Raw genomic sequence first — 23818 nt, forward strand, 5'->3', positions numbered from 1 at the left:
GGGCAGGCAGGCCCCGCGCCTGGCCCCCCACGCTCAGCCACGGCCGAAGATGATGCGCTCCTGGGTGAGCAGCCGCGACGTGACGCGCAGCGCCAGCGCCGCCACCGCGAGGCTCGAGGCCGCGGCGATGATGAAGGGAAGGGGTCCCAAGGACTCGCCTCGCATCACCTCGCCCGCCAGCAGCTCCTGCCCCAGCACCGGCACCGCGAACATCCACGCCTTCGTCTGCAGCGGAGACAGCGCCAGCACCATGCCCGGCAGCATGGGCACCACCATGAGGAGCGACAGGTACGTCTGCGCTTCCTTGAAGGAGCGCGCATACGTGGACACCCACATCTGCACCGAGGACGCGGCCAGCGTCAGCGGCAGCACCGCCGCGGCCATGCCCAGGGCGGCGGGCGCGTCGAAGCGGGCCTTCACGCCCAAGTCCTCCAGCGGCACGCGCCGCACCACGAGCAGGTAGGCCACCAGCGTCAGCAGCACCGCGCCGCACGCCATGGCCACGGTGGCCATCCACTTGCCCGCCACCACCGCGCCGCGAGGAGCGGGGTTGAGCAGCAGCGGCTCCAGCGAGCCGCGCTCGCGCTCACCGGCCATGGTGTCGCTGGCCAACTGCATGCCGCCCGCGAAGGCGGCCAGCACCAGGAAGAGGGGCACCATGTTGAGGACACCGGCGGCGGTGCGCTCGGGCGTGGACAGGTCCAACTCATCCACCCGCACGGGGATGGCCAGCTCCGGGGCGATGCCGCGCGCATAGAGGCGTTGGTTGCCGAGCAGCTCCGCGTAGGCCTCCAACAGCCGCTGCGCGCGCAGGACGGAGTGGCGCGCGGACTGGCGCGAGCTGTCCTGCACGAGCTGCACGTGGGCGGTGCGCCCGGCGGAGAAGTCCTTCCCGTAGTCCTCGGAGACGATGAGCACCGCGTCCAGCGTGCCCGCGCGGATGCGCGCCTCGTAGTCCGCGGGCGCGTCCGTGAGCTTCGCGCCGTAGCGCTCCAGGAAGGCCATCAGGCTGGGAGCGTGCGCGCGTCCCACCACCGGCAACTCCAGCGGCCGGTCCTGCCGGTACCAGGAGGCCAGCAGGTTGAACATCACCATGAACACGGCGGGGCCCAGCAGCGGGAACATCACCGCGGTGAGCACCGAGCGCCTGTCGCGCAGGTGGTCCTTCAACTCCTTGCGGAAGACGGTGACGGCGAGGCGCCTCATTGCATCAGCCCCTGCTCGCTGCCGATGGTGGCCACGAAGGCCTCCTCCAGGCTGTCCTTGCCAGTGCGGGCGCGCAACTCATCCGGCGTCCCGTCCGCCACCACGCGGCCGTGCGCCACCACGACGATGCGGTCGCACAGCGCGGCCACCTCCTGCATGACGTGGCTGGAGAACACCACGCACCGCCCTTCCGACTTCAGTCGCCGCAGCAGCGTGCGCACCGCGCGGGTGCTCATGACGTCCAGCCCGTTGGTGGGCTCGTCGAGGAGCACGTTGCGTGGCCCGTGCACCAGCGCGCGCGCCAGCGCCACCTTCACGCGCTGGCCCTGACTGAAGCCCTCGGCGCGCCGGTCCGCGATGTCCTTCATGTCGAGCAGCTCGATGAGCTCGTCCACGCGCTTCTCGAGCGCGGCGCCGGACAGGCCGTGCAGCTCGCCGTAGTAGCGCGCGTGCTCGCGGGCGGTGAGGCGCGGGTAGAGGCCGCGCGCGTCGGGCAGCACGCCGAGGGCGCGGCGTGCCTCCTCGGGGTGTTGCACCACGTCCACGCCGTCCACCAGCGCGGTGCCGCCGTCCGGGCGCACCAGCGTGTAGAGCATGCGAAGCGTCGTCGTCTTGCCCGCGCCGTTGGGGCCGAGCAGGCCGGTAATCACTCCGTCCTGCGCGGTGAAGGACACGTCCTCCACCGCCGTCACGGCGCCGAAGCGCTTGTGCAAGTTCCTGGCTTCAATCATGCGCGGGGCTTCACATACCACGCCCCGGAGCCACCGCCCGGCCCGCCGTGCTACGGAGGGTCGCTGACGGACGGGCCGTACGAGGGGGCGTTCAGTTTCTGGATGCCGCCCCAGATGGGCAGGGCTCCAGAGAACTTCGTCTGGTCCCGCGCGACCAACTCCAGTTCCGCACGCAGGCCCTCGATGGCAATCCGGCCATCCTCGTTCAGGAGAGCCGCCCGATGTCTGGCTGCCTCATCGAATCGGGCCTCCAGAAGGCCGCGCTTCTCCTCTGCCGCCTGAATACGGTCCGGCAGGGTGGGTGTGATCTCCCCGGTCTGCGTCTCGTAGGTCCGAGCCATGTGCAGCACGGCCAGGAGGTTGAGGTGGATGGAGAAGGCCTCGGGCACATCCGTCGCGGGCAGGACCGACGCCAGCTCTCCAGGCGTTCCCAGGACCAGCGCGTCATAGCGCCCCCTGAACGGCTCCAGGGACTTGATGGGCAGACTGGCCTCATAGGCGAGTGCGTATGCCACACGGCGCCGCCAGGACTGGCCGAACTCATAGGACCACGAGCCCTCCACGCCGATGGCGGCGGACACCGGAAAGGGAATCCGGCCCGAGGCCGCCGCGGCGACCCGGCGCACGGCGTCCACCTCCGGCCCGCGCTCGGCTATCTCAGGGAGCAGCTTCTGCTCCATGGCCCGCGCCATCGCCTGACGCGCCGGGCTCGCCGCCGGGTCCACCGGAGGCAGCTCGTAGTGCAGATACCAATCGCGGAAGAAGCCGATGCCAGGCATGAACGCGAACACCATCGACAGTCCCGGCTCGCTCCACTGACGTGCCCCGTTGGGGCTGAGCCCGGAAGGGCCCCCCACGTAGAGCGATGTGCCCGCACCCACCAGCACCGCTCGCGACCAGCGCGCTCCCAGCCCCAGCTCCCCGGCGACGGTGCCCAGCTTCCGGAGCCCGTCGGCCAACTCCGCCGCGCAGATGCTCCGGGCCGCCTCCAGGGGGTCGAGGTCCGGAATGATGAGGTCCGCGTACATTCCACTCATGGATTCTTCTCCGAGGTGCCGTTCAGCGCGGCCTGCCGCAGTGGCTCGAGGCGGTGCGAGAGCTGCGCGTCCGGGAGTATCTCGATATGCGCTGGCGTCGACCTGTCTGGGACACCGATGCCGTTCTCACTGAGATGCAGTTCCCCGAACTTGCGGGGCGGCGCGACCAGCGCCAGGTGGGGCTCCCGGTTCAGCGCGTACCGGCTCGTGTTCTCCGGCCCCGGGATGTCCAGGTGAACCATGCTGCCGTCTCCGAGCTCCCAGGACAGACGGCTGGCACCATACGGACGGACCTCGAGTTTCGCGTTCGGCGGCCACTTGAGTATCCGCTCGACCTCGGCATAGGTCATCCCCCGCCGGAGGCCGAGCTTCACGCAGTCGAAGTTGAAGCGCCGCCCAAGGCCTTCCACGAACTCCTCGCTCGCCGCTTCCTTGTCCTGCTTCCCCTTCTGCTTCCCACTCTTCCTCTCCAGCGCCGCCGCCTTCGGATCCACCTCCTCCAGCTTCTTCAGCTCGATGGGGTAGCTCAGTTGCCGCGTCTCCTTCGCGGTGCGAATCAGGCTCAGCGAGGTGATGTGCTCCAGCAGCTTCGCGAGCGGCCCCGGCTTGTCCGCGTGCTCGAGCGCCAGGGCGTCGATGCGGTCCAGCACCGCCTGCGCCTTCTTGACCTGGGCCTCATCGTTCTTCGCCAGCGCCTGCCCCAGCTCCTCGAGTGCCTTCAGGTACTCATCGATGTGGCGGTACTCCTCCACGGTCGGCTTGCCGACCTCGACCTCCGCCCGGGCCACGCCCGCGCTGGGCTTGCGGCCATCCAGCTCCACCTCGCAGGGGCTGTCGCAGCGCACCGAGGCCCGCCGGCGCGTGGCCAGCGCGCCCAGCATCACCTCGAGCGCCTTCATCGCGGCGATGTCGGCCACCAGCCCGCGCAGCGGCGTGGCCGCGCGCTCCAGGTAGTCCAGGGACAGCTCGGTGACGGGCTGCCCTTCCTCGCGGCGAACGCGGCTGAGGAAGTAGCCCGCCTCCAGCACGCGCACGAGCGCGCTGCCCTCCAGGTCGAGCTGCATCACATACCCGGCGGCGGTGAGCAGCCCCTTGAGCGCCAACCCCACGGCGGGCCAGGGCGGAGGCATGCGCAGCAGCACGTTGCTCAGCCCGTGCCCGGCGAGGAAGCCCACGAAGGCCGGGAGCATGCCCTTGAACCGCTCGACGACCTCCGCTCCCAGTCCCCGGAGGACGCGTGCCTTCACCTCCTCCACGTTCTCGAAGTACGCCTGCGCTCCGAGCAGCACGCCTCGCGAGGGCTCCGCGATCTGCTGCCGCAGCGAGGTGAGGATGCCGCGCATCATGGGGTCGCTCACGCCGGAGATGTCCACGCCCCACGACATCTGCCGGGTGCCGATGAAGCCCGCGTCCCGCATCCGCGTGCCGCCGAGCGAGGGCATCGGCAATCCCCACGCGTCGTAGAGCAACATGCCGTCGGCGCGGTGGACGATGCCCAGGATGCCCCGCTCGGGCCAGCCCTGGCCGATGCGCAATTGATTGTGCGTGGCTGTGGGGTTGCCCCACGTCGCCTGCTCGAGGATGCGCTCGATGAGGGGCTCGAAGCGCGCGAGCGTCTCGCCTCCCTCGGCGGAGAACTCGCGCCAGCCCTGGGTGAACAGCTCGGTGAGGAACCGGCGCCGCACGTCGCCGCCGATGACCCGCGCGACCTCGTCCTCGGAGAGCCCCTCCGCGCGCGAGCGGGCCTGCTCGCCCCGGCGCTCCACGCCTCCGAAGTGCTCCAGCAGCTTCAGGTAGAGGGCCGCGAGCCCCGCGTCCTTCAGCACCGCCACGTCACCGTGCAGGGCCGCCATCGGCCACTCGGCGTCGCGCTCCTGCGCGAGCTCCCCGGCCACGGCATCCACGCTGGAGCCGCCAAAGCCGGCGAGCTCCAGCCACGTCGCGTCGTCCCCGGAGCCGGCGGCAGGCGTGCTCATCCACTGGAGCGTCTCCACGTCCGTGCCGAAGTACACCCGCATGGCCTCGGTGAACTCGGCATCGAGGGCGAAGACTCCGTCCCTGGAAGCGTTGGACGCGAACGCATCGGGCGACACCTCGACGCCCTCGGCGGAGAAGGTGTTCCCGCGGGCCATCAACAGGTCGGTCACACGTCGGGTCTCTGCCTCGTCACCCGTGAGCCGCAGGAGCCACTCGAAGAAGGAGGCGCGAATGCTCCCCTTCCACGGAATCATCAGCGTCCGCGGCGCGGCTTCGGCCTTGCGCTCCGGCGCGGCGGCGAGCTGCACCCGCGGAGCACCGCACTCCGCAGTACCGCCCGCAGGGGCCTGCGCACCACTCGCCTGCAACGAGGGCACCGCGCCCTGCTGGACGGTATGGACCACCTCGTGCGCGAGCAGCCTCAAGCCCGAGGGTGACTGGGGTGCGAAGCGCTCCGCGCCGAAGAAGATGTCCTGCCCCCGGGTGAAGGCCATGGCGCCGAGGCCGTCCGCCAGCCTCGCGCTCCGGCCATCCGCGTGGATGCGCACGCCGCCCAGGTCATGGCCGAGCCGAGGCTCGAAGAGACGCCGGACCTCGCCCGGCAGCGGCTGTCCACCGCCGTGGGCCGTCTCCAGCTCGGAGAGCGCCTGTCCCATTCCGCCCACCGGCGCGGAATCCAGAATCTTCCGCACCACCCACCGGCCTGCGCGCTCGGAGACTCGCAGGGCGGCGGACTTCGCATTCGCCGCCTCCTCGCACTTCGCGCAGCGGCGCTGGACGTGAAACACACCGCCGGCCGTGGGCTGTTCGCCCGCACACGTCGGGCACGGCGCGGCCCCGCGTATCAACACCTCCGCGAGCCGATCCGCTTCCCGCTCGTACGGGTCATCCGGGCTGCCCACCTTCAGCCGGGCCTGCAGCCCCCAGGCTTCCAGTGACGTGCCTTCCGCCTCCGAGCCAGGCCCGGAGAGGATGTGACGGAGCTGCGCCTGTCCTTCGCGGAGGGCGTGTCCGGCCAGTACCGGAGACGCCGCCTCATTCCGCACCGGAGCGCGGGACGACTCCCGCGCCACTTGAGTCTTCATGTCCACTCCCCCTCAGCGCCAACCCCTCCCGGCCCAACAGGGTGACACGCAGGGAGCCAACCACGGTGAGCGCGCTCGCGAAAGGCCCCGCGAGGTCGGGGACACGGACACGGCCCGTCAAGGCACCGGGCCGGCGAAGGACGTGAAGAAGGGAGGCCGGGTGAGACTCTTCCCGCAGGAGGACGTCAGCCCCTCCACCGTCCCGCGCGTGAGCAAATCATTCATCAACGTGCGCGCGCAGTCCGCGCCCACCGTGTTGTGGCCCACGCCGGGCACCACCACGTGCAGGCTGTGGTGGAGCGTGCGCTTCGCCTCCTCGGCCCATGAAGGCGGCGTCACCGGGTCCAGCTCTCCGGAGAGCAGCAGCGTGGGCACGTCCGACGCCACCCGCTCGCGGTAGCCCACGGGCAGCGAGGCCTTTGGCCAGTCCGCGCAGATGGCCAGCGTCTCCAGCCCCATGTCCGGGCCGAACCACGTCCCCTTCGCCTCGCGCTCCACCGCCGCCGCGTCGTAGTAGGGCGCGTCCTCCGCGCAGACGACGGCGTAGTACAGGCCATGGCTCACCGTGTGGCCCGTGCTCTCGGACTGGCCCACGCTCAGCGCCACGAAGGGCGCCCAGTCACCGCGCGCCGCCTTGTCCAACGTCAGCGGCAGCAGCGACGCCATCTCCGGGCTGTAGAGCTGGCTGAACAACTCAGACACGAAGGCCGAGCGCGACAGCGCGATGTCCTCCGGCACGCCGGTGAGCGGGTGCGGCACGCGCACGCGCGCGGGCTCCGCCTCCAGCTTCGCGAGCAGCGCCTCCGTGCGCGCCCGCAGGTCCGGGTACGCCTTCGCGCACGTCGCGTCCTTCTCGCAGTGGGCCAGCAGCAATTCCATCGCATGCTGCCCGTCGCGCGGCGCATTCAGCGGCAGGTACAGGCCCATGGGCGCCACGCCGTCCAGAATCGCGGTGCGCACGCGGTCCGGGTGCTGGCGCATGTACACCAGCGCCGCGCGCGTGCCGTAGCTCACGCCCCAGAGGTTCACCTTCTCGTAGCCGAGCGCCGCGCGGACCTCGTCCAAGTCGTCCATCGCGTTGGGCGTGGTGTACTGGCGCACGTCCGCGGCCCAGCCCTCGCGGCACTTCCGCACCTTCTCCACCGCGCCGCGCTCGTCGAAGCGCGCGGCCAGTCCCTCCTCCAGCGGGTGCGGCTCGCACTCCAACGGATTCGAGTCCCCGGTGCCGCGCTGATCCACCAGGACGATGTCGCGCTTGCGGCGGATGCGCTCCAGCGCGAGCAGTACCTGGGGAACGCGCGAAGCCGCCTGTCCCGGCCCGCCCGCCAGCAGCACCAGCGGGTCCGGCTCGGCCTGGGCCGCGAGCGCCGGCACCACCACCACGCGCAAGGGAATCTTCCGGCCCGCCTTCGCGGCGCGGTCCTCGAACACCTCGTACGTGCCGCACATCGCCTGGCTGGCCACTCCCTCCAACCGGCAGGGCGTCAGCGCCAGCTTCCGCGAGTCCGGGCCGGACGTGCCGCCCCGCGAGCAGCCCGCGAGCGCCAGCACCGCGAGTCCCAGCGCCAGCCAGCGCCAGTCACGGCGCCGGGGCGGAGAAAGGGAGGGGATGTGTGTCCGGACCCCGGGCAAGGGTGCCTCCGTCATGGTGCGGGGAAGGCCTGCCACATACCACCCGGACGAGCGTGCGCTACAGGCCCCATCTTCCCTGCCCGGACGCGGGGATTGAATCCGGGATAGAACGCGGCCGTCTGATGATACGCCCATGCCCAAGATGAAACGCGCCCTCCTCGTCCTGGCCGTCCTGTCCTTCACCACGCTGACGGGCTGTGCCGCCCTTCAGAACCTGCTGAAGGGGGCCTTCAAGAAGCCCACCGTCACCTTCAAGACGGCCCGCCTCTCCAGCGCGTCGCTGTCCGACGCCACGGTGGACCTCGTGTACGAGGTGAACAACCCCAACGGCTTCGGGCTGGACCTGGCCTCGGTGGACTACTCCTTCTTCGTCGAGGGGAAGCAGGTGGTCGCCGGCAAGCCGAAGAAGGGCCTGTCGCTCAAGTCCAACGGCAAGAGCGAATTGGTGTTCCCCGCCAACGTGAAGTTCGCGGACATCGTCCCGGTGGTGGAGACGTTCCTCAACAAGGACAAGGCCGCCTACAAGGCCGAGGGCAGCGTGGGCATCAAGACGCCCATCGGCGTCATCTCCTTCCCGCTGCAGAAGGAGGGCTCCTTCGAGGTGCCCAAGATTCCGCAGGTCTCCTTCCAGTCGCCCCGCATCAAGGGCATCAGCGGCACCAGCGCCACCATCGAGTTCCCCCTCGAAATCAAGAACCGCAACAGCTTCCCCCTCCCCGTGGCCGGCATCACCGGCGCGCTCAAGGTGGGAGGTGCGAATGTGGGCAACCTGTCCACAGGCAACCTGGGCCTCCTGGACGGGAGCGGGACGAAGCAGGTGACGCTGCCGCTGACCATCAACCTGCTCAGCGCGGCCTCGGCGGCCATGGCCCTGCGCTCGGGCGGCAGCGCCCAGGTGAAATTGGACGGCAAGCTCACCTCGGACGCCCAGTCCGTACCGCTCAACCTGAGTCAGCTCCTGAACTTCGTGAAATGACGCCTGCTTGCACCCCGGGCGGCGAGGACTGAACCGCAGGGTTGTCCCGGGGCGCCCTTGACGTTACGGTGAGTCGTCCTCTTCCCAGGGCCTCCGGACTTCCGCCATGCGCCGCATCCTCTTCAAGTCCAAGATTCACCGCGCGACCGTCACCCAGGCTGACCTGGACTACGAGGGCTCCGTCACCATCGACGTGGACCTGCTGCGCGCCGCCGACATCCTCCCCTACGAGAAGGTGGCCGTCTGGAACGTCACCCGGGGCACGCGCCTGGAGACGTACGCGCTCGAGGGCCCCTCGGGCAGCGGTGTCATCTGCATCAACGGCGCGGCCGCGCATCTCAACCAGCCCGGCGACCTCGTCATCCTCGCCACCTTCGCCGAGGTGGAGGAGGCGGAGCTCGCCGGCTGGAAGCCCACCGTGGTGTTCGTGGACGGAAAGAACCGCATCGTCCCCGGCATCAAGGAAGAGATTCCGGGCCCCCAGCGCCGCTCGGCCTGAGCGGCGTTCCGCCCCGCTTTGCCCCACCGGGGGCCTTTTTGCCATGCTCCGCCCATCCTTAGTGGAGGGGCGTGAAGCCCCGGAGGCATGAAAACGATGAGGCGGATGTGGACGGCGGCCGGCGCGCTGGCGCTGGTGCTCTCGGGTTGTACGGCCATTGGCTCGTTCCGTCCCAACCCCAACGACGAGGACCCCCTCTACGCGGCCGTCCCCGTCGTGAAGGCGCCGCCGAAGGACCGCTGCCAGGCGCATGGCAAGTCGAGCGGCGTGCGCTCCGCGTGTGACGACGCCCTGTACCTGGCCACCGAGTACACGCGGCGCCTGTCCGTGGGCGACGAGGTGTGCATGGAGGGCGGCTACGGCGAGGAGCCCGGCTCCGCGTGCAAGGCGCGCGCGGCCGTCATCGACACGTCTCCCAATCAGGTGAAGCTGGAGGTGCGCGGGGCGAAGCCGGACTCGCGCTGGTTCAACGTGGAGATGCGGCACGCCTGGTACGAAGAGGGCGCGCTGGTGGACCTCTACCTGTCCGAGCGGGGTTATTAGAGGACAGGCGGAACTCGAGGAGGAGTGACGGATGGGCTTCTACGACAGCGTGGCCGAGCGGCTGGCCTTCATGAAGAAGCTGACGCCGAGCGAGATGAAGAAGCTCGGTTCGACGAAGCTGTCGGACATCGTCCTGGCGGAGGTGGCGCGCGCCCGCGTGCGGGTGGCGGAGCTGGAGAAGCGCTACCCCAACACGCCGCCGAAGGAGCTGGCCCAGCGCCTCATCGACGAGAAGAAGAACCTCGCCGGCATGGTGGGCGGCGTCAGCGGCGTCTTCGGCCTGGTGGCGGTGCCGGCGGACCTGCTCTTCATGGCGTACCTGCAAATCATCCTGCTCACCGACGTGGCCACGCTCTACAAGGCGAACCTCAAGACGGAGCGCGCGCGCGGGGAGATGATGGACCTGTTCGGCTACGCCAACGGGCTGGGCCCGATTCACCGCGCGGGGCCGAAGGTGATGGGGAAGCTGGCCGCCATGCTGCTGGAGAAGGGCGGCATGCATACGCTGGGACGGGCCATGCCGCTGGTGGCCGCGCCGATTACGGCCTACTTCAACAACCAGCACATCCAGATGGTGGGCGAGCAGGCCGTGCGCTTCTACGAGGGCTTCGACAAGGCCCACGCCAAGGCCAAGGCCCAGCGACAGAAGGCCAGCGGGAGCTGAGCCGCCCGGCGCTTTCGCCTCGCGGCTCCAGCTTCACCTCACGGCCCGGGCACCTGCGCGTAGCCCAGCAGCCGGTCCATGCGGCTGAAGTCGTAGCTGAAGCCCTGCACGCGCGAGCCGTGGCTGCCCTCCACCGTGTAGAGCACGCCGTACGCCACGTGATGCACCAGCCCCACGTGGTCCTCGCGGCCGTCCGCGTCCGCGCGAGACCAGACGACGAGGTCCCCCGGCTGCGGCATGTACTGCTCGCCGGACAGGTGCGCCCAGCCGCGCTGCCCCAGCTCACCGAAGAGCTTCCGCGCGCTGACGGTATACGGAAAGGGCGGGCCGCCCGGGTCCTGCCAGAAGCACCAGCTCACGAAGGCGGCGCACCACGAGCCGCCCTCGGGCACGAGGCCGTGGAGGTACTTGCGAATCCACGGCCCCGCGTTGGGGCCGCCCTCCTCGCCCGCGCCGGCCTTCATCTCGCCGATGGCCACCTCCAGCGCATGCCGCCCGCGCGCGCTGCCGCCCAATTCGGGCAGCGGCATCCGCGTGAAGTCGATGGCCGGCGGGTGGAGGAGGAAGGGCCGCACGTGCGTGAGGCTCCACCACGTCGCTGGCCCCACCTCGCCGTCTGGCACCAGCGGCTCGCCGTTGGAGTCCAGGTTCTGCGCCTGGTAGGTGACGACGGTCACCCGTGTGACTTCGCCGAAGTCGCCGTCCACGACCAGCGGGTAGCCCCGCCGGGTGAGCAACTCCTGCAGCCGCCGCACCTCCGGCCCCGAGTCCCCCAGGGCCAACCCGCGCGCCATGGTGTGCCGTCCCCCGTCCCTCCCAAGGTGGGACGCCTCGTGCCCCGGGACTCCTGGCGGAAAGGGGCGGCGCGAGCCCGGCGATGAACGTCACGCCCACCCTCCGGGGTGGAGCGGCCGGGCAGGGACTCGCGGTGAATCCGCGGGGCCACGGACGGGGCGGCTCACCGCGCGATTGAGGGTGAATTCCAAGCGGTCCGATATGCCTCCGAGCGCCGGACGTTGTTTCTCCCAGCCGGGGCGCAAGCCCCATCGAAGCTGGGCGGCAGGGCGGACTTCTCGGCCGGAGGAGCCGCGGCCCCCGTGAGCGGAGGCAGGCAGATGTCCGAACTCTCGATGGAAGTGCGGGTGCAGGTCGCGAGGTTGCGGAATCTCATCATCGACGTAGCGCGCTGCGGCGCGCTGAACAGCCCGCTGAGCTCGCTCCCCCATACGGAGCTGGACCCCATGGAAGTCCAGGCGATCTGGTGGCTGAAAGCCGAGAGCCTCCTGCCCGTGAACGCGCTCGCGGAACGGCTGGGCGGCATTGCCCTTCCCCGTCTCAGCCGACTGCTGGACCGGTTGGAGGACGCGAAGCTCGTCCAGCGCGAGCGCTCCGTGCGGCATGACCGCCGCCGCGTGCGGGTGCGTCTCACCGAGCAGGGCCGCGCCCTGGCGGAACAGGCGGACGCGGTGGTGCAGGAGCGCATGGCTCGGCTGTTGCTGCCCCTTGGGGGGGAGCAGCGCAGCGCGCTGGTGGACATGCTGGAGGGTTGGGTGGAGGCCATGGGCTGCTGGAACCGCGCGGAGGAGCTCGGCGCTACCGAGGAGGCCGAGCCGGCGTCCACCGAGCCGGCCGTGGTGGTGCCGCCCGAGACGCGCGCGCCGCGTCCCATGCGCACCCACGCCGAGCCCGACGCCATCACCGCCAACGCGGCCTGATGCGCTGGGAGCCCGGGGATGGGCCCGGGCTCCCAGCCGCATCACCAGCGCACGTCCACCACGCCCGCCGTCTCACAGGCGGCGGAGGCCTCGCGCGGGAGGCAGTGCGCCTGACGAGCTGCCGCTGGTGACGAGTGCTCCGTACACGGGGGCCCCCGCAGTGCCACCGTGCCGCTGACGCCGCCCGAGAAGAGCGCGTCCACGTCGAGCACCACCGACTCCACACGACCCTCGCGCAGCGGCACTTCGATGGGGCCGCCTTCACGGCGGCACGAGGCACTGCGCAGCCACAGCCGCACGGCGGGGGCCGGGGGCAACGGCAGCAGCGAGAGCTCTCCCGCGTCCGACGTCAGCGGCACGCGAGCAGCACGCCCAGGTCCACGAAGCCCGCCGCGGGAGACGGCCGCACGCGAGGAGCCCCCGCGCGAGGTGCGTCCTAGTGGATTCGAGGGGTTACGGGCAACAAGCACCCTCGAAACTTGAGAGACGCCCAAGGTCCAACCGCACCCTTCCGTGAGTCGGATGCCGCCACGCCCTGGCGCCACGCGAAAGACCGCCCCGTAAATGCAACTTGATTGCATATACACCTCAAGTGCATCTTGCGGGCGCGTGCCTCGGGCCCACCCGGGCTCGCACGCGTGTCGCAACGGCAGTCCCCCAACAGTCCAACGAGGAACACCCGATGAAGACCTGGCAGCTATTCGAGAAGTCACTGCTCGCCGCCGGCGCAATCGCCCTGGCCACCGGCTGCGGCGCTCCCGGCGAGGAGCCCACCGCCGACACGGGCTGGGAGGCCACCCTGACGTCGGAGGAGCAGGGCCTGCTCGCCGCCTGCGACCCGGTGGAGCTGGGCGAGGTGGCCGAGCACGCGTGCGTCCACGCGGAGCTCGGGCCCTTCCAGTCCGTCACGGCCGCCACCCTGGGCGCGCCGGTGCTGGTGGACGTGAGCCTCCCGCACACCGCCTACAACGTCACGCTGCCCGCCACGGGCTTCTGCGGCTGGGGCGGCCGCGTCGGCTTCATCCCCGACGAGTCCGGCGAGTTCGCCTTCCTCCTGTCGCGCCACCGCGGCCTGCGCATCTTCGACGCCGCCACCGGCGCCGAGGTGGCTCGCGAGTGCCGCTACAGCGTCCCCACGAGCGTGTGCGGCGACCTGAAGACGGCCATCGTCGCGGACCTCGAGGGCGGAGTGGAGTACTACCTCCAGTTCCTGGCCATCGCGGAGCGGAACTCCGAGTTCACCCTCGTCATCGAGGAGGCGGCGCACGACCACTCCGAGGAGTAGTCGCGCCCGGGAAGCCATGTCCGCCCCCTTCCGCGTCCTCGCCCTGGCCACGTGTGCCCTGGCGCTCTCCGCCTGTGGCGGCAACACGCCCGAGCCCGTCATCGAGCCTCCGCCCGATGAGACGCCCGCGTCGACGGACCCGTGCGCACCCAATGGCCACGTCCATCGCGAGCCCACGGGAGACTGGTGCCACTGCAACCGCGGCTACCGCGCCGCCGCCGAGGGCCTCGCCTGTGAAACGGACCCCGACTATGTCCCCAGCGAGGGCTTCAGCTTCGGCGACAACGGTGAGCACGCCTGCTGGCACGTCACCAACGGGCCCTACGTCACCGTCACCGCGTCCACCACCCGCCTGCCCCGCGTGGATGACTTCCACACGTACTACACGGTGAAGCTCCGTCCGGAGGGAGGCCAGTACACGGGCACCTTCAGCTACAAGGCCTTCGCCACCGGCAACTTCGTCATCTACCTCAGCACCCCGGACGTCCCCGTCACGCTGGTGGAGACAGCCATCGGGACGACGGTGACGCCAGCCGGCACACGGCCCACCGACGACCACTGTGACGGCCTGAAGCACATGATTGGGTACGAGCTGACGGACCGCGTCCAGTACACGCTCACGCTCGGCCCCACCACCCTGCCCGAGCCAGGCATGGTGATTGAGCACCTGCCCTGACCACACGCCCCCTCATTCACGGTGACCGCGCGCCACGCACGCGGACACAGGGAGATGACCGGGCCGTTATTGCAACTCAGTTTCATCAGCCACTTCGAAAGGAACCCCACATGAATCGGATGAACTGGAAGCTCTGCGGTGCGCTGTTGGGCCTGTCACTGGCGGCCTGCGGCCCCGTGGAGGAGGACGGACTGGAGGTGTACGGGCAGCAGGAGCAGCAGCTGCCCGCGGACTGCACGTCGGTGGATGACACCAACATGACGGACCATGCGTGCGTCCACTACGGCAACAGCGCGGACAACGTGAATGTGACGGCGAGCGCCACGCGCACCACCAGCGCTCCTGCCATCAGCACGAAGCACAAGCACTACACCGTGACGCTGCCGACGGGCGCGGAGGGCTCGGTGACGTATGTCCCCTCGGCCACCACGGCGGGGGACACCACGGAGTCCATCGCGTTCTACCTGGCGCCGTCGGCGACACTCACCGTGCTGACCTCGGGCGGCACCACCGTGACGCCCGGGCTGAGCGAAGTCATCACCTCGGGCTGCGGGCTGTCGAAGGTGGTGACGTATGACCTGACGGTGGGCAGCACGTACATCCTGGCCATGGGTCCCGTCACCGGGAACCAGGTGCGCGTGGTGCCGGAGTACCTGGATGACAACCGCGTCCGCTGGTACCGCGACGCGGACGGCGACACCTACGGCACCAGCACCAACTCCATCCTCACCGCCTGCGAGCCGCCGTCCGGCTACGTGAATCGTCGCTTCGACTGCAACGACAACGACCCGGCCATCTTCAACTGCTGACCGTCTCACGCGAGCCCTCGGGCTCGTAGCACCGTGCACGTCCCGCTGACGCATCAGCGGGGCGTGCTTCTTCGCGCCGGCTTCCGTCGCCGCTGCTCATGCACTCCCCGCGGGTGCACTCGCCGCCTGCGTTCCCTTCTGGAGCAATCCCCATGCGACTCGCCCATGCCACCGCCCTGCTCGCCACCTGTGTCGCCCTCGTGCTGTCAGGCTGCGACAACGACGACCCTCCCGACACACCGGATGCGGGCACACAGCCCGACGCGGGAGACACGTCCGCGCCCACCGTGACGAGCACCACTCCCGCCTCGGACGAGGCACACGTGGCCGCTGACTCCGCCATCACCGTGCACTTCAGCGAGCCCATGAAGTCCGACCGGGGCACCGTGCGCGTCTCCGTGGACGGCGCGCAGCGGGCGCTCGGCATGAGCCACTGGAAGGAGGAGGGCCGCGCCTTCATGGTCCACCCCTCCGAGCCCTTTCCGTCAGGCGCGCGCGTCCAGGTCACCGTCGAGGCGGACTTCGAGGACGTCTCCGGCAACCGGCTCGCCGCGCCGCTCACCTTCCAGTTCACCGTGCACGGGACGGCCGCCGCCCGGCCGCACGTCACCGCGTCAACTCCCTCCGAGGGCGCCACCGGCGTCCTGCCCGTGGAGCTCTACAAGGCCGACGCCACCAACCTCGCTCAGCGCAAGGTGCTCGCCCTCACCTTCAACGAGCCCATGGACACCTCGACCGCGCAGGTGACGCTGCGGGACGTGACGACGCCCGCCAACGCCCCGCGCACGCTGACGGGCACGTGGTCCGCGGACGGCCTCACCCTGACAGTGGTCATTCCCCGCCCGGAGCCGGACCTGCCGCCGCTGGAGCAGGAGAACCAGTACACGCTCGACCTCGCGGGCCTGCGCGGTGCCACGGGCCAGCCGATGGACACGGCCCACGCCAGCCTTGGAGACGGGAAGCTGGACTTCACCACCGGCCGGCGCGACGCCAACGTCGAGCACGCCTGCACCCACGCGCTGCTCAACCCACCCATGGCCGTCACGGCCGGCAATTCGCCGACGAGCTTCTACCCGGCCACGGACACGGGCCACACCTTCTACGGCCTCATGCTGCCGGCGGACGGCGCATCCTTCCGGGGCTACACGGAGGTGGTGACGGACCCCGACCGGGACGGGAGCGTCGCGCTCTACCTCAACCAGTCCGTTCCCCTGACGGTGCACGACACGACGGAGGGCGAGACACTCGTGACCTCCACGCTGGAGCCCGCCGCGCCCGTCTGCGTCCCGGCGATTACGCACGTGGCGAAGTTCCCCGCGCCGTCGGGGGACCGATTCCTACGGCTCACCTTCGGGCCCACGACACACGAGACGCTCACCTTCGTCTTCGAGCGGTACTGAGGGCACTGTCTGTCGCGCAGGAAACCGTCGTCCTGCCCTGAATTGGACCAAGACGATGGCGACTCGTAGCGTCGGGTTCCTCACGTCCCCCCAGCCGAGGCTCCCTCGCCGCGTATGCGCTTCCTCCCTTCCGCACGCCCGCTCCTGACGGCGTGCGCGCTGCTGCTGCTCCCTGGCTGCTTCCACCTCTTCGGGGGTGGAGGCGGTGGCTCGACGGAGTTCAAACCGCCCCGGCGCGTGAATCCGGCGGACGTGGCCGTGCCGGAGGGCTACCGCGTCGAGGTCGTCGCCACCGGCCTCACCTACCCCACCGGCATCGCCTTCGACGGGGACGGCACGCCCTACGTCACCGAGTCCGGCTACAGCTACGGCGAGGACTTCGCCCAGTCGCGCCTGGTGCGCGTGGAGAAGGACGGCAGCCTCACGGAGATTGCTCGCGGAGACCATCCGCCCTGGACAGGCGTTGCCTGGTACCAGGGCGCCTTCTACGTGGCCGAGGGCGGAGTGCAGGGCGGCGGCCGCATCGCGCGGATTACGCCGGATGGCCGCACGACGCCGCTCGTGTCCAACCTGCCCAGCCTCGGGGACCACCACACCAACGGCCCCGCGGTGGGGCCCGACGGCGCGCTCTACTTTTCCGTGGGCACCGCGACGAACTCGGGCGTGGTGGGTCCGGACAACGCGAGCATGGGCTGGCTCCAGCGCAACCCGGCCTTCCATGACCTGCCGTGCCGCGACATCACCCTCGCGGGCGTCAACATCCCCAGCGACAACCCGCTCGCGCCGAACACCGGGCGCGTGAGCACCGGCGCCTTCGTCCCCTTCGGCACGGAGACGAAGCCGGGCCAGGTCATCAAGGGCGCCATGCCGTGCAGCGGCGCGGTGTTCCGGCTCGTGCCCGGCTCCACGGACCCGGAGTTGGTGGCGTGGGGCTTCCGCAATCCGTTCGGCCTCGCGTTCGCTCCGAATGGCCGGCTGTACGTGACGGAGAACGGGTACGACGTGCGCGGCAGCCGGCCGCTGTTCGGCGTGGCGGACTACCTCTGGGAGGTGGAGCAGGGCGCGTGGTACGGCTTCCCGGACTACGCGGGCGGCATGCCGGTGGACCAGGAGTGGTTCAAGGTGCCCGGCGGAGACGTCCCCAAGCGCGTCCTCCAGGAGCCTCCGGGCAAGGTGCCCCGGCCGGTGGCGCTGTTCGGCGTGCACTCGTCCTCCAACCACTTCGACTTCTCGCGCAGCCCGGAGTTCGGCCACGTGGGCGAGGCCTTCGTCGCGCAGTTCGGGGACCAGGCTCCAGACACCGGCGAGACGATGGCTCCGGTAGGCTTCAAGGTGGTGCGCGTGGACGTGTCCAACGGCGTCATCGAGGACTTCGTCGCCAACAAGGACAAGGGCAGCGGCGGGCCGGCGACGAAGCTGGGCAAGGGAGGGCTGGAGCGGCCCATCGACGCGCGCTTCGACCCGAGCGGCCGGGCGCTCTACATCGTCGACTTCGGGGTGATGCTGGTGAAGGCGAAGGGCGTCATCCACCCCTTCGAGAAGACGGGGGTGCTGTGGCGCATCACCCGCGCGGCGCCGGAGGCGAAGCCATGAGGAGCGCCCTACTGTGCGTGCTGGCCCTGGCCATGGTGACGGTGGCGGCCTGTGGCCCCTCGCGCCGGGGTCCCGCCTTCGGCACGCCCCGCGAGTTCAATGCGCAGCAGCAGGAGGGCCGTGTCCTCTTCATGCGCAACTGCAATCCCTGCCACCCGGGCGGCTCCGGCGGGCTCGGGCCGAGCATCAACAACAAGCCCCTGCCCTCCATTGCCATGCGCACGCAGATTCGCCGGGGCGTGGGCGCCATGCCTGCATTCACCGACGAGATGCTCAGCGACGCACAGGTGGACGCCATCGTCGCGTTCCTCAACAAGATGCAGGAAGAGACGAACTAGAAGCGCTGCCATTCCGCCCAGAGGTTTTCCACCGGCTTGCCGAGCTTCCGCGCGTAGGCCACGGCCTCCGCCGTGCCACCCTCGACGCCGGACCACCCATCGCGCTGCACGGACGTCCTGGTGCCGGCATGAGGCGTGAACGGCCCAGCCCCTGGGCGTCAGTGAAGCAGCCTGCCCATCGCGCTGCACGGGCGTCCTGGTGCCGGAGCGAGGCCTGACCGCTCCTGAACAGACGGCGCGCTCAGGGCAGCCCGCCCGTTTCGATACGCTTGCGTTCCGGAATCCCGGTTCCTAGCCTGGATTTATGGAACGACGCCGTCTCGTATCCCGCCGGCCAGCCCGCGCCCCCGAGAGCCCGCCGCCTACCGCTCCCGAGGCGAATGTCGCCCGCCGGCCCGGGCGCCCGAGGAGCGAGGAGGCCCACGGCGCCATCCTGGACGCCGCCCTCCAGCTCATCCGCGAGGTGGGCTACGACGCGCTCACCATGGACGCCATCGCCTCGCGGGCCGGAGTGGGCAAGGCGACCGTGTACCGGCGCTGGTCCACGAAGGAGACGCTCGCCGCCGAGGCCATCGAGCGCATCATGCGCGCCATCCCCGTCCCCGACACGGGCACCGTCGAAGGTGACTTGCGACGGATGATGCGCGACGCGCTGGGCATGTACAGGTCCTCGACCACCGGCGCGATGCTGTCCGGCTTCGTCGCGGCCATGGCCCGGAGCGAGCTCATCGCGCGGACCATCCGCTCCGGCTTCGTCGGCGTCCGTCGCGCCGCGCTGAGGCAGGTGCTGGAGCGCGGCGTGGCGCGGGGCGAGCTGCGGAAGGGGCTCGATTACGACCTCGTGCTCGACCTGCTCGGCGGTCCGTTCTTCTACCGCTTCCTCGTCACCGGCGGCCCCGTTGACGAGCGGTTCGCCCGAGGCGTCGTCGACGCCGTCCTGCGCGCCTTCGCGCCGAAGGACTGACGCCCACCCTTCCCACCACAGCCACCGAGGTCATGAGCCATGTTGGACTTCCTCTCCGACGAGATGCGCCGGGACCCGTACCCGCTGTTCGCCCAGGCCCGGAGCGCCTTCCCCGTGCTCCACGAACCCAACTCCGGCATGTGGCTGCTGTTCGACTACGACAGCGTGAAGCGGGCGCTCCATGACCATGAAGCCTTCAGCTCCGTGGTGGAGACACCCACGGGCAAGGCGCCCGATTGGCTCGTCTTCTCGGACCCGCCGCGCCACTCGAAGCTGCGCGCCATCGTCATGCGGGCCTTCACGCCGAAGTCCATCGCCTCCCTTGAGCCGCGCGTCCGGAAGCTGTCGCGCGAGCTGCTGGCACCGGTGCTGGAGCGCGGGGAGATGGACCTCGTCGCGGACTACTCGGCTCCGCTGCCGATGATTGTGATTGCGGAGCTGCTCGGCATCCCCACCGCGGACCGCCAGCGCTTCATGCATTGGGCGGAGGTCATCATGTTGCTGAGCTACACCGTCTCCGGCGGCGAGGAGGCGGCCCGGGCGCTGGCCGAGAACGCCGTGGTGAAGGAGGAGATGCGGGCCTACTTCGATGACCTCGCCGAGCAGCGGCGGAGGGCGCCCCAGGACGACCTCCTCACCCGGCTCGTCGAGGCCGAGGTGGACGGCGAGCGGCTGACGCCGAGCGAGTTCCTGGGCTTCTTCCAGCTGCTGCTGTCGGCTGGCACGGAGACGACCACCAACCTCATCAACAACGCGCTGCTGTGCCTGCTGGAGCACCCGGACCAGCTCGCGCGCCTTCGGGCGGAGCCCGGGCTGCTGCCCTCCGCCATCGAGGAGGTCCTTCGCTACCGCACGCCGGCGCAGATGGTGTTCCGCGCCACGAAGCGGGATGTGGAGTTGCACGGCCAGGTCATCCCCGCCGGAAAGCTGGTGCTGGTGATGGTGGGCTCTGCGAACCGCGACGCGACGAAGTTCGCCGACGCGGACCGCTTCGACATCACCCGCGAGCCGAATCCCCACATCGCCTTCGGACACGGCATCCACTTCTGCCTCGGCGCGGCACTGTCACGCATGGAGGGGCGCGTGGCGCTCACGGACCTGCTGGAGCAGTTGAAGGACATCCGGCTCGCGAGCACCGAGCCGTGGGTGCCGCGCAAGGCGCTCAACGTGCTCGGCCCCGTGAGCCTGCCCATCCGCTTCGAGCCCGTGCGGCGCGTCGCCCCGGGGACGTGAGGCTCACGCCGGCTCCCACGTCCCGGCGAAGGCGGTGTAGCGCCGCAGGTTGACGGACAGGGCGCGGTGCACCTGCGTCTCCGGCGTCACCTCCACCGGGGCACCACTGCGAGGGACCTCCAGCCGGTCGAAGTGCGCGCCCTCGAACCAGCGGTGCGGCTGCACCTCCACGACGAAGAGCCCTTCGTCATCCAGGTCCGCTTCGATGGGCACGAAGTCCACGCGCTGCAGCGCCAGCGGTGGCGGGAAGTCCAACGCGACACGGAAGGGCACGCGCGTCTCCTGGCGGAAGGCCGTGCCCTCCAGCACCACCGAGCGTCCGCCCAGCGGCGCTGCCTCCGCGCCTAGCGCCTTCGACGGAGGCTGGAGCAACAGCGAGAACGAGCGCGCCAGTCCGGCGATGCCCGGCGAGCGTCCCAGCACCCGTGCTTCGCCACCTCCCGCGAGCACGTCGTAGACCACCTCGCGGTCCCACTCACCGAGCACGCGGCCTCCGGAGAAGAAGTCTCCCTCGTGTGCTCGCACCGAGGGCACGAGCCACTCCGTCGCCCGGCGCAGCACGGCCGCCTGTGACTGGAGGGGCGACGCATTCTCGAAGAGGTAGATGGGGCCCAGCACCATCAGCCCGGAGGACAGCCGCACGCGCCAGCCGGTGTCGGTGGTGAACTCGCCTTGCACCGTCTCACCGGGTGCGCGCGCGGTGCGCAGCCCCATGCGGAACGTAATCGCCCGGCCTCCGGTGCCGGACAGGCCGCAGGCCGCGACGCCTCCGACCAGCGCCGAGCCCAACATCAGCGTGAAGGCGCGCCGCGTGGCGCGCAGCGAAGACGTCATGGCGTGCCCTCCTCCTGGAGGTCCAGGTACAGCGTGAAGGTGCCCGTGAAGGTGCGCGGCGCTCCCGCGGAGAAGTGACGCGTGGCCAGCAGCGACGCGGGCGCATCCGCGCCCCGGAAGTTGGAGACGTAGTTGAACTCCATCTCCCTCCAGCGCGTGTCGAGCAGGTTCTCCACGGCGAGCCCCACCTCGACGGCCTTCCACCTCGCGCGCGTGGCCACGTCGAAGAGGAAGACGGAATCGCTGAAGCGGTCCAGCGGGAGGGGCCGGGGGCCGATGGCGCTGTGCCCCACCGCCACGTTCCATCCCAGCCGTTCCCCCGCCAGGGTGGCCGTGCCCCGCACGGATGCATCCAGCCGGCCGAGGAGCTGCGGGATGTACGGCATCACCGTGCCGTCCCACAGCTTCCACTCCGAGGCCCCGGGCAGCGGCAGCGTGGCACGGGACCAGGCCAGCGAGGCCTGCACGTCCACCCGCTCCTGCCAGGTGCTCCGCGCGGAGACGAAGGCCCCCAGCCGCTGCGACGCGCCGATGGGCTGGTTGCGGCCCGCCTTCTCGTCGAAGACGAAGTCCTGCGACACGCGTGTGGCGAAGATGGCGCCGCGTGTCTCCAGGGTGTACGGACGGCCCTCGCCCTCCAGCTTCCAACCCAGCCCTGTCTCGGCGGCGGTGACTCGCGCGTAGGGCGCCAGCTCCGCGTCGGACAGGGCGGCCGCGTCGCTGGAGCGCGCGCCGAGCCCCACGCTGGTGAGCCAGCTCAGGCTCGGGGACAGGCGCACCTCGGCTGTCGCTCGCGGGCTGGCGAAGAAGCCGTAGGCCTCCAGCGACTCCTCGGGAATGCGCGTGCCGTCGCGGTCCTCGGTGGGCCGGTTCTCGTCGTCCACTCCGAAGAGGAAGGTGTCCAGCCGCACGCCGCCGCGCAGGGTGAGCCAGGACAGCGGCGCGGCCCGCAGCGAGGCGTAGGCGCCCACGTGCGTGGTGCGCACCCGGTTGTCGAAGCGCGTGGTGTACGGCGCACCGCCGCTGTCCCGCAGGCGCCGCGAGCGCGTGTGCACGTCGTCGAAGCGGGCCTCGTAGCCCAGCTCCAGCGGCATGGGCTGACCGAGCAGCGTGAGCCCCGGCGTGTAGCGGCCTCGCAGCCCGACGGTGGAGCCCTGGTAGTAGCCCTCCGTGTTGTCTCCGCGCTGGGCCTCGTCGACGGGTGGCGTGTCCTGGAGGAAGCCGGTGAAGTTGTCGCGAATGCGCGTCTGACGGAGGACGACGTAGCCCTGCTGCACGAAGCGGCCTCCGCGGCTCAGGCGGGAGCGCAGCTCGGCGGAGAGGATGTGGCGTTGGCCGGCGCCACCCTGGTTGGCATCGTAGAGGCAGAAGAACTGCGAGTCCGCGTCCTGGGCACACGGTAGCCGCGCGTCGACCACGTCCGTCTCCCGCACCACGCCCGCCGAGGAGAAGCGTGCGCCGGAGCTGGTGCCGAACAGGCGCAGCCGCGTCTCTTCGCCGAGCCGCAGCTCCACCTGCGCCATGGCGCCCGCGCTGGCGTGCGCGCGGTTGGGACCGAAGCCGTGGCCCTGGCGCAGCAGCAGTCCCACGAAGGTGGCGCTGCCGGACTCGGGAGGGCCCCACACCAGCGCGAGCCGGCGCGTGGCGAAGCTGCCGTAGGAGACGGACGCGGTGAGGCCCCGGCGCTCCAGGCCGAGCTGGTACTCCACCGAGCCCGCCACGCCGAAGTCTCCTTGCGACGGGTCGAAGGGTCCCTCGGTGACGTGCAGGGCCTCCACCAGCTCCGGGATGATGAAGTACGTGTCCGCGTAGCCGTGGCCGTGCGCGTGGGAGACCTCGTTGAGGGGCACGCCGTTGAGGCGCAGCTCCACGTCCTTGCCCTCGCCCGCGTCGAAGCCACGGATGAAGATGGTCTCCGCGTGGCCCTCGCCACCGTGGTTGGCGAGCATGACTCCGGGCGCGAGCAGCATCAGGTCCGCCGCCGAGTGGCGCGGCACGTCCGCGAGCTGCCCCACGGGGATGTGCAGGTCACCGACAGCGACGGGAGGCGGTGCGCTCGACGCGCCGCGCACGGTGGTGGAGAAGGAGGGTGCCTCGGAGGTGGGCTCGGCCGACTCCACGCCCGACCCGGTCGAAGTGGCGTCACCCTGCGCTACCTCCGCACCCCGGTCCTCCGTCCCGTGCGTCTCCGCGGCCACGGGCTCCAGGTGATGTCCGTGGACCGGAGGGACGAAGGTGACGGGGACATCGGCCCGCACCTCGATGGGTTCCTCGCCACGTCGCGCCGGATGGAACCTCCAGCGCACCGCAGCGGCCATGGCCTCCCGGTCGTACGCCACGCCCGCCGACTGCCGCACTTCCACATGTGACACCTCTCCCGCCGTATCGATGGTGAGGCGCAGGAGCACCGTCGCGGGCACCTCCGGAGGAGGCACGTCCGCCGGCAGCACCGGAGGCGGTGCGTCCAGGGGCACGGGCGGCGTCACGGGCACTTCGGCCGTGGCGCTCAACACGCAGAGCACCAACGTCGGAATCCACACGGGTGATGACCTCTCGCTCCAGCGCCCATCCAGGCACCGGCACGCCCTGATTACCCGGCCGCACGTTGACTTGCAACTCTA

22 protein-coding genes are annotated in these 23818 nt (G+C 70.5%); 13 read left to right on the forward strand and 9 right to left on the reverse strand.

Going from position 1 to position 23818, the window contains the following annotated elements:
• Nucleotides 1–33: 33 nt before the first annotated feature.
• The 5 genes from ACVTJA_RS47945 to ACVTJA_RS47965 all read right to left on the reverse strand — a co-directional run bounded on the left by ACVTJA_RS47945 (nt 34) and on the right by ACVTJA_RS47965 (nt 7683).
• Nucleotides 34–1206: an ABC transporter permease gene (locus ACVTJA_RS47945; protein WP_465831016.1), complete on the reverse strand. Its 1173-nt coding sequence runs from the start codon at nt 1204–1206 to the stop codon at nt 34–36.
• On the reverse strand, nt 1203–1937 hold the full coding sequence (locus tag ACVTJA_RS47950; RefSeq protein WP_465831018.1) for an ABC transporter ATP-binding protein: 735 nt from the start codon (nt 1935–1937) through the stop codon (nt 1203–1205). Before ACVTJA_RS47950 ends, ACVTJA_RS47945 begins: the two co-directional genes overlap by 4 nt.
• A gap of 50 nt (nt 1938–1987) precedes the next feature.
• The gene (locus tag ACVTJA_RS47955; RefSeq protein WP_465831019.1) at nt 1988–2974 is read right to left on the reverse strand and encodes a hypothetical protein; all 987 of its coding nucleotides are present in this window, start codon (nt 2972–2974) and stop codon (nt 1988–1990) included.
• Nucleotides 2971–6036 (reverse strand): eCIS core domain-containing protein, encoded by a 3066-nt coding sequence (locus ACVTJA_RS47960; RefSeq protein WP_465831021.1) that lies wholly within the window; start codon nt 6034–6036, stop codon nt 2971–2973. The genes ACVTJA_RS47955 and ACVTJA_RS47960 overlap by 4 nt, the downstream gene beginning before the upstream one ends.
• A 117-nt stretch (nt 6037–6153) precedes the next feature.
• Nucleotides 6154–7683, reverse strand: coding sequence for an alpha/beta hydrolase (locus tag ACVTJA_RS47965; RefSeq protein WP_465831023.1), 1530 nt, complete (start codon nt 7681–7683; stop codon nt 6154–6156).
• 118 nt (nt 7684–7801) lie between these two features.
• On the opposite strand from ACVTJA_RS47965, the gene ACVTJA_RS47970 reads away from it, so the two are divergent.
• The 4 genes from ACVTJA_RS47970 to ACVTJA_RS47985 all read left to right on the forward strand — a co-directional run bounded on the left by ACVTJA_RS47970 (nt 7802) and on the right by ACVTJA_RS47985 (nt 10350).
• A complete protein-coding gene (locus ACVTJA_RS47970) occupies nt 7802–8644 on the forward strand; it encodes an LEA/WHy family protein (RefSeq protein WP_465831025.1) in 843 nt (280 codons plus the stop codon).
• Between the two features lie 106 nt (nt 8645–8750).
• Nucleotides 8751–9143 (forward strand): aspartate 1-decarboxylase, encoded by a 393-nt coding sequence (gene panD / locus ACVTJA_RS47975; protein ID WP_465831027.1) that lies wholly within the window; start codon nt 8751–8753, stop codon nt 9141–9143.
• Between the two features lie 96 nt (nt 9144–9239).
• Nucleotides 9240–9686, forward strand: coding sequence for a hypothetical protein (locus ACVTJA_RS47980; RefSeq protein WP_465840704.1), 447 nt, complete (start codon nt 9240–9242; stop codon nt 9684–9686).
• Nucleotides 9687–9717: 31 nt separating this feature from the next.
• Nucleotides 9718–10350 carry an EcsC family protein gene (locus tag ACVTJA_RS47985; RefSeq protein WP_465831029.1) on the forward strand — a complete coding sequence of 211 codons (633 nt, stop codon included), beginning with the start codon at nt 9718–9720 and terminating at the stop codon, nt 10348–10350.
• A gap of 38 nt (nt 10351–10388) precedes the next feature.
• Here ACVTJA_RS47985 and ACVTJA_RS47990 read toward each other — a convergent pair whose 3' ends face one another.
• Nucleotides 10389–11144, reverse strand: a complete 756-nt coding sequence (locus ACVTJA_RS47990; protein WP_465831031.1) for an NlpC/P60 family protein — start codon at nt 11142–11144, stop codon at nt 10389–10391.
• 321 nt (nt 11145–11465) lie between these two features.
• Between ACVTJA_RS47990 and ACVTJA_RS47995 the strand changes: the two genes are divergently transcribed.
• Nucleotides 11466–12065, forward strand: a complete 600-nt coding sequence (locus ACVTJA_RS47995) for a MarR family winged helix-turn-helix transcriptional regulator (RefSeq protein ID WP_465831033.1) — start codon at nt 11466–11468, stop codon at nt 12063–12065.
• A 41-nt stretch (nt 12066–12106) separates the two neighbouring features.
• Here ACVTJA_RS47995 and ACVTJA_RS48000 read toward each other — a convergent pair whose 3' ends face one another.
• On the reverse strand, nt 12107–12424 hold the full coding sequence (locus ACVTJA_RS48000; RefSeq protein WP_465831034.1) for a hypothetical protein: 318 nt from the start codon (nt 12422–12424) through the stop codon (nt 12107–12109).
• A 323-nt stretch (nt 12425–12747) separates the two neighbouring features.
• On the opposite strand from ACVTJA_RS48000, the gene ACVTJA_RS48005 reads away from it, so the two are divergent.
• From ACVTJA_RS48005 to ACVTJA_RS48040, 8 genes are all read left to right on the forward strand, one after another.
• Nucleotides 12748–13350 carry a hypothetical protein gene (locus ACVTJA_RS48005; RefSeq protein WP_465831036.1) on the forward strand — a complete coding sequence of 201 codons (603 nt, stop codon included), beginning with the start codon at nt 12748–12750 and terminating at the stop codon, nt 13348–13350.
• Nucleotides 13351–13366: 16 nt separating this feature from the next.
• Entirely contained in the window at nt 13367–14026 is a 660-nt protein-coding gene (locus tag ACVTJA_RS48010; RefSeq protein ID WP_465831038.1) for a hypothetical protein, read from the forward strand.
• Nucleotides 14027–14136: 110 nt separating this feature from the next.
• Nucleotides 14137–14835, forward strand: a complete 699-nt coding sequence (locus tag ACVTJA_RS48015; RefSeq protein ID WP_465831040.1) for a hypothetical protein — start codon at nt 14137–14139, stop codon at nt 14833–14835.
• 152 nt (nt 14836–14987) lie between these two features.
• Nucleotides 14988–16235, forward strand: coding sequence for an Ig-like domain-containing domain (locus ACVTJA_RS48020; protein WP_465831042.1), 1248 nt, complete (start codon nt 14988–14990; stop codon nt 16233–16235).
• A gap of 114 nt (nt 16236–16349) precedes the next feature.
• Nucleotides 16350–17828, forward strand: a complete 1479-nt coding sequence (locus ACVTJA_RS48025; RefSeq protein WP_465831044.1) for a PQQ-dependent sugar dehydrogenase — start codon at nt 16350–16352, stop codon at nt 17826–17828.
• On the forward strand, nt 17825–18166 hold the full coding sequence (locus tag ACVTJA_RS48030) for a c-type cytochrome (RefSeq protein ID WP_465831046.1): 342 nt from the start codon (nt 17825–17827) through the stop codon (nt 18164–18166). The genes ACVTJA_RS48025 and ACVTJA_RS48030 overlap by 4 nt, the downstream gene beginning before the upstream one ends.
• Nucleotides 18167–18470: 304 nt before the next feature.
• Nucleotides 18471–19130, forward strand: a complete 660-nt coding sequence (locus tag ACVTJA_RS48035) for a TetR/AcrR family transcriptional regulator (protein WP_465831047.1) — start codon at nt 18471–18473, stop codon at nt 19128–19130.
• 39 nt (nt 19131–19169) lie between these two features.
• Complete coding sequence (locus ACVTJA_RS48040) at nt 19170–20363, forward strand: cytochrome P450 (protein ID WP_465831049.1); 1194 nt, start codon at nt 19170–19172, stop codon at nt 20361–20363.
• Between the two features lie 3 nt (nt 20364–20366).
• Here the strand turns inward: ACVTJA_RS48040 and ACVTJA_RS48045 are convergent, their stop codons facing one another.
• Both ACVTJA_RS48045 and ACVTJA_RS48050 read right to left on the reverse strand, forming a co-directional pair.
• Nucleotides 20367–21197, reverse strand: a complete 831-nt coding sequence (locus ACVTJA_RS48045; protein WP_465831051.1) for a hypothetical protein — start codon at nt 21195–21197, stop codon at nt 20367–20369.
• The gene (locus tag ACVTJA_RS48050; protein WP_465831052.1) at nt 21194–23737 is read right to left on the reverse strand and encodes a TonB-dependent receptor domain-containing protein; all 2544 of its coding nucleotides are present in this window, start codon (nt 23735–23737) and stop codon (nt 21194–21196) included. The genes ACVTJA_RS48045 and ACVTJA_RS48050 overlap by 4 nt, the downstream gene beginning before the upstream one ends.
• Between the last annotated feature and the right edge of the window lie 81 nt (nt 23738–23818).

This window comes from Pyxidicoccus sp. M6, assembly GCF_055568925.1.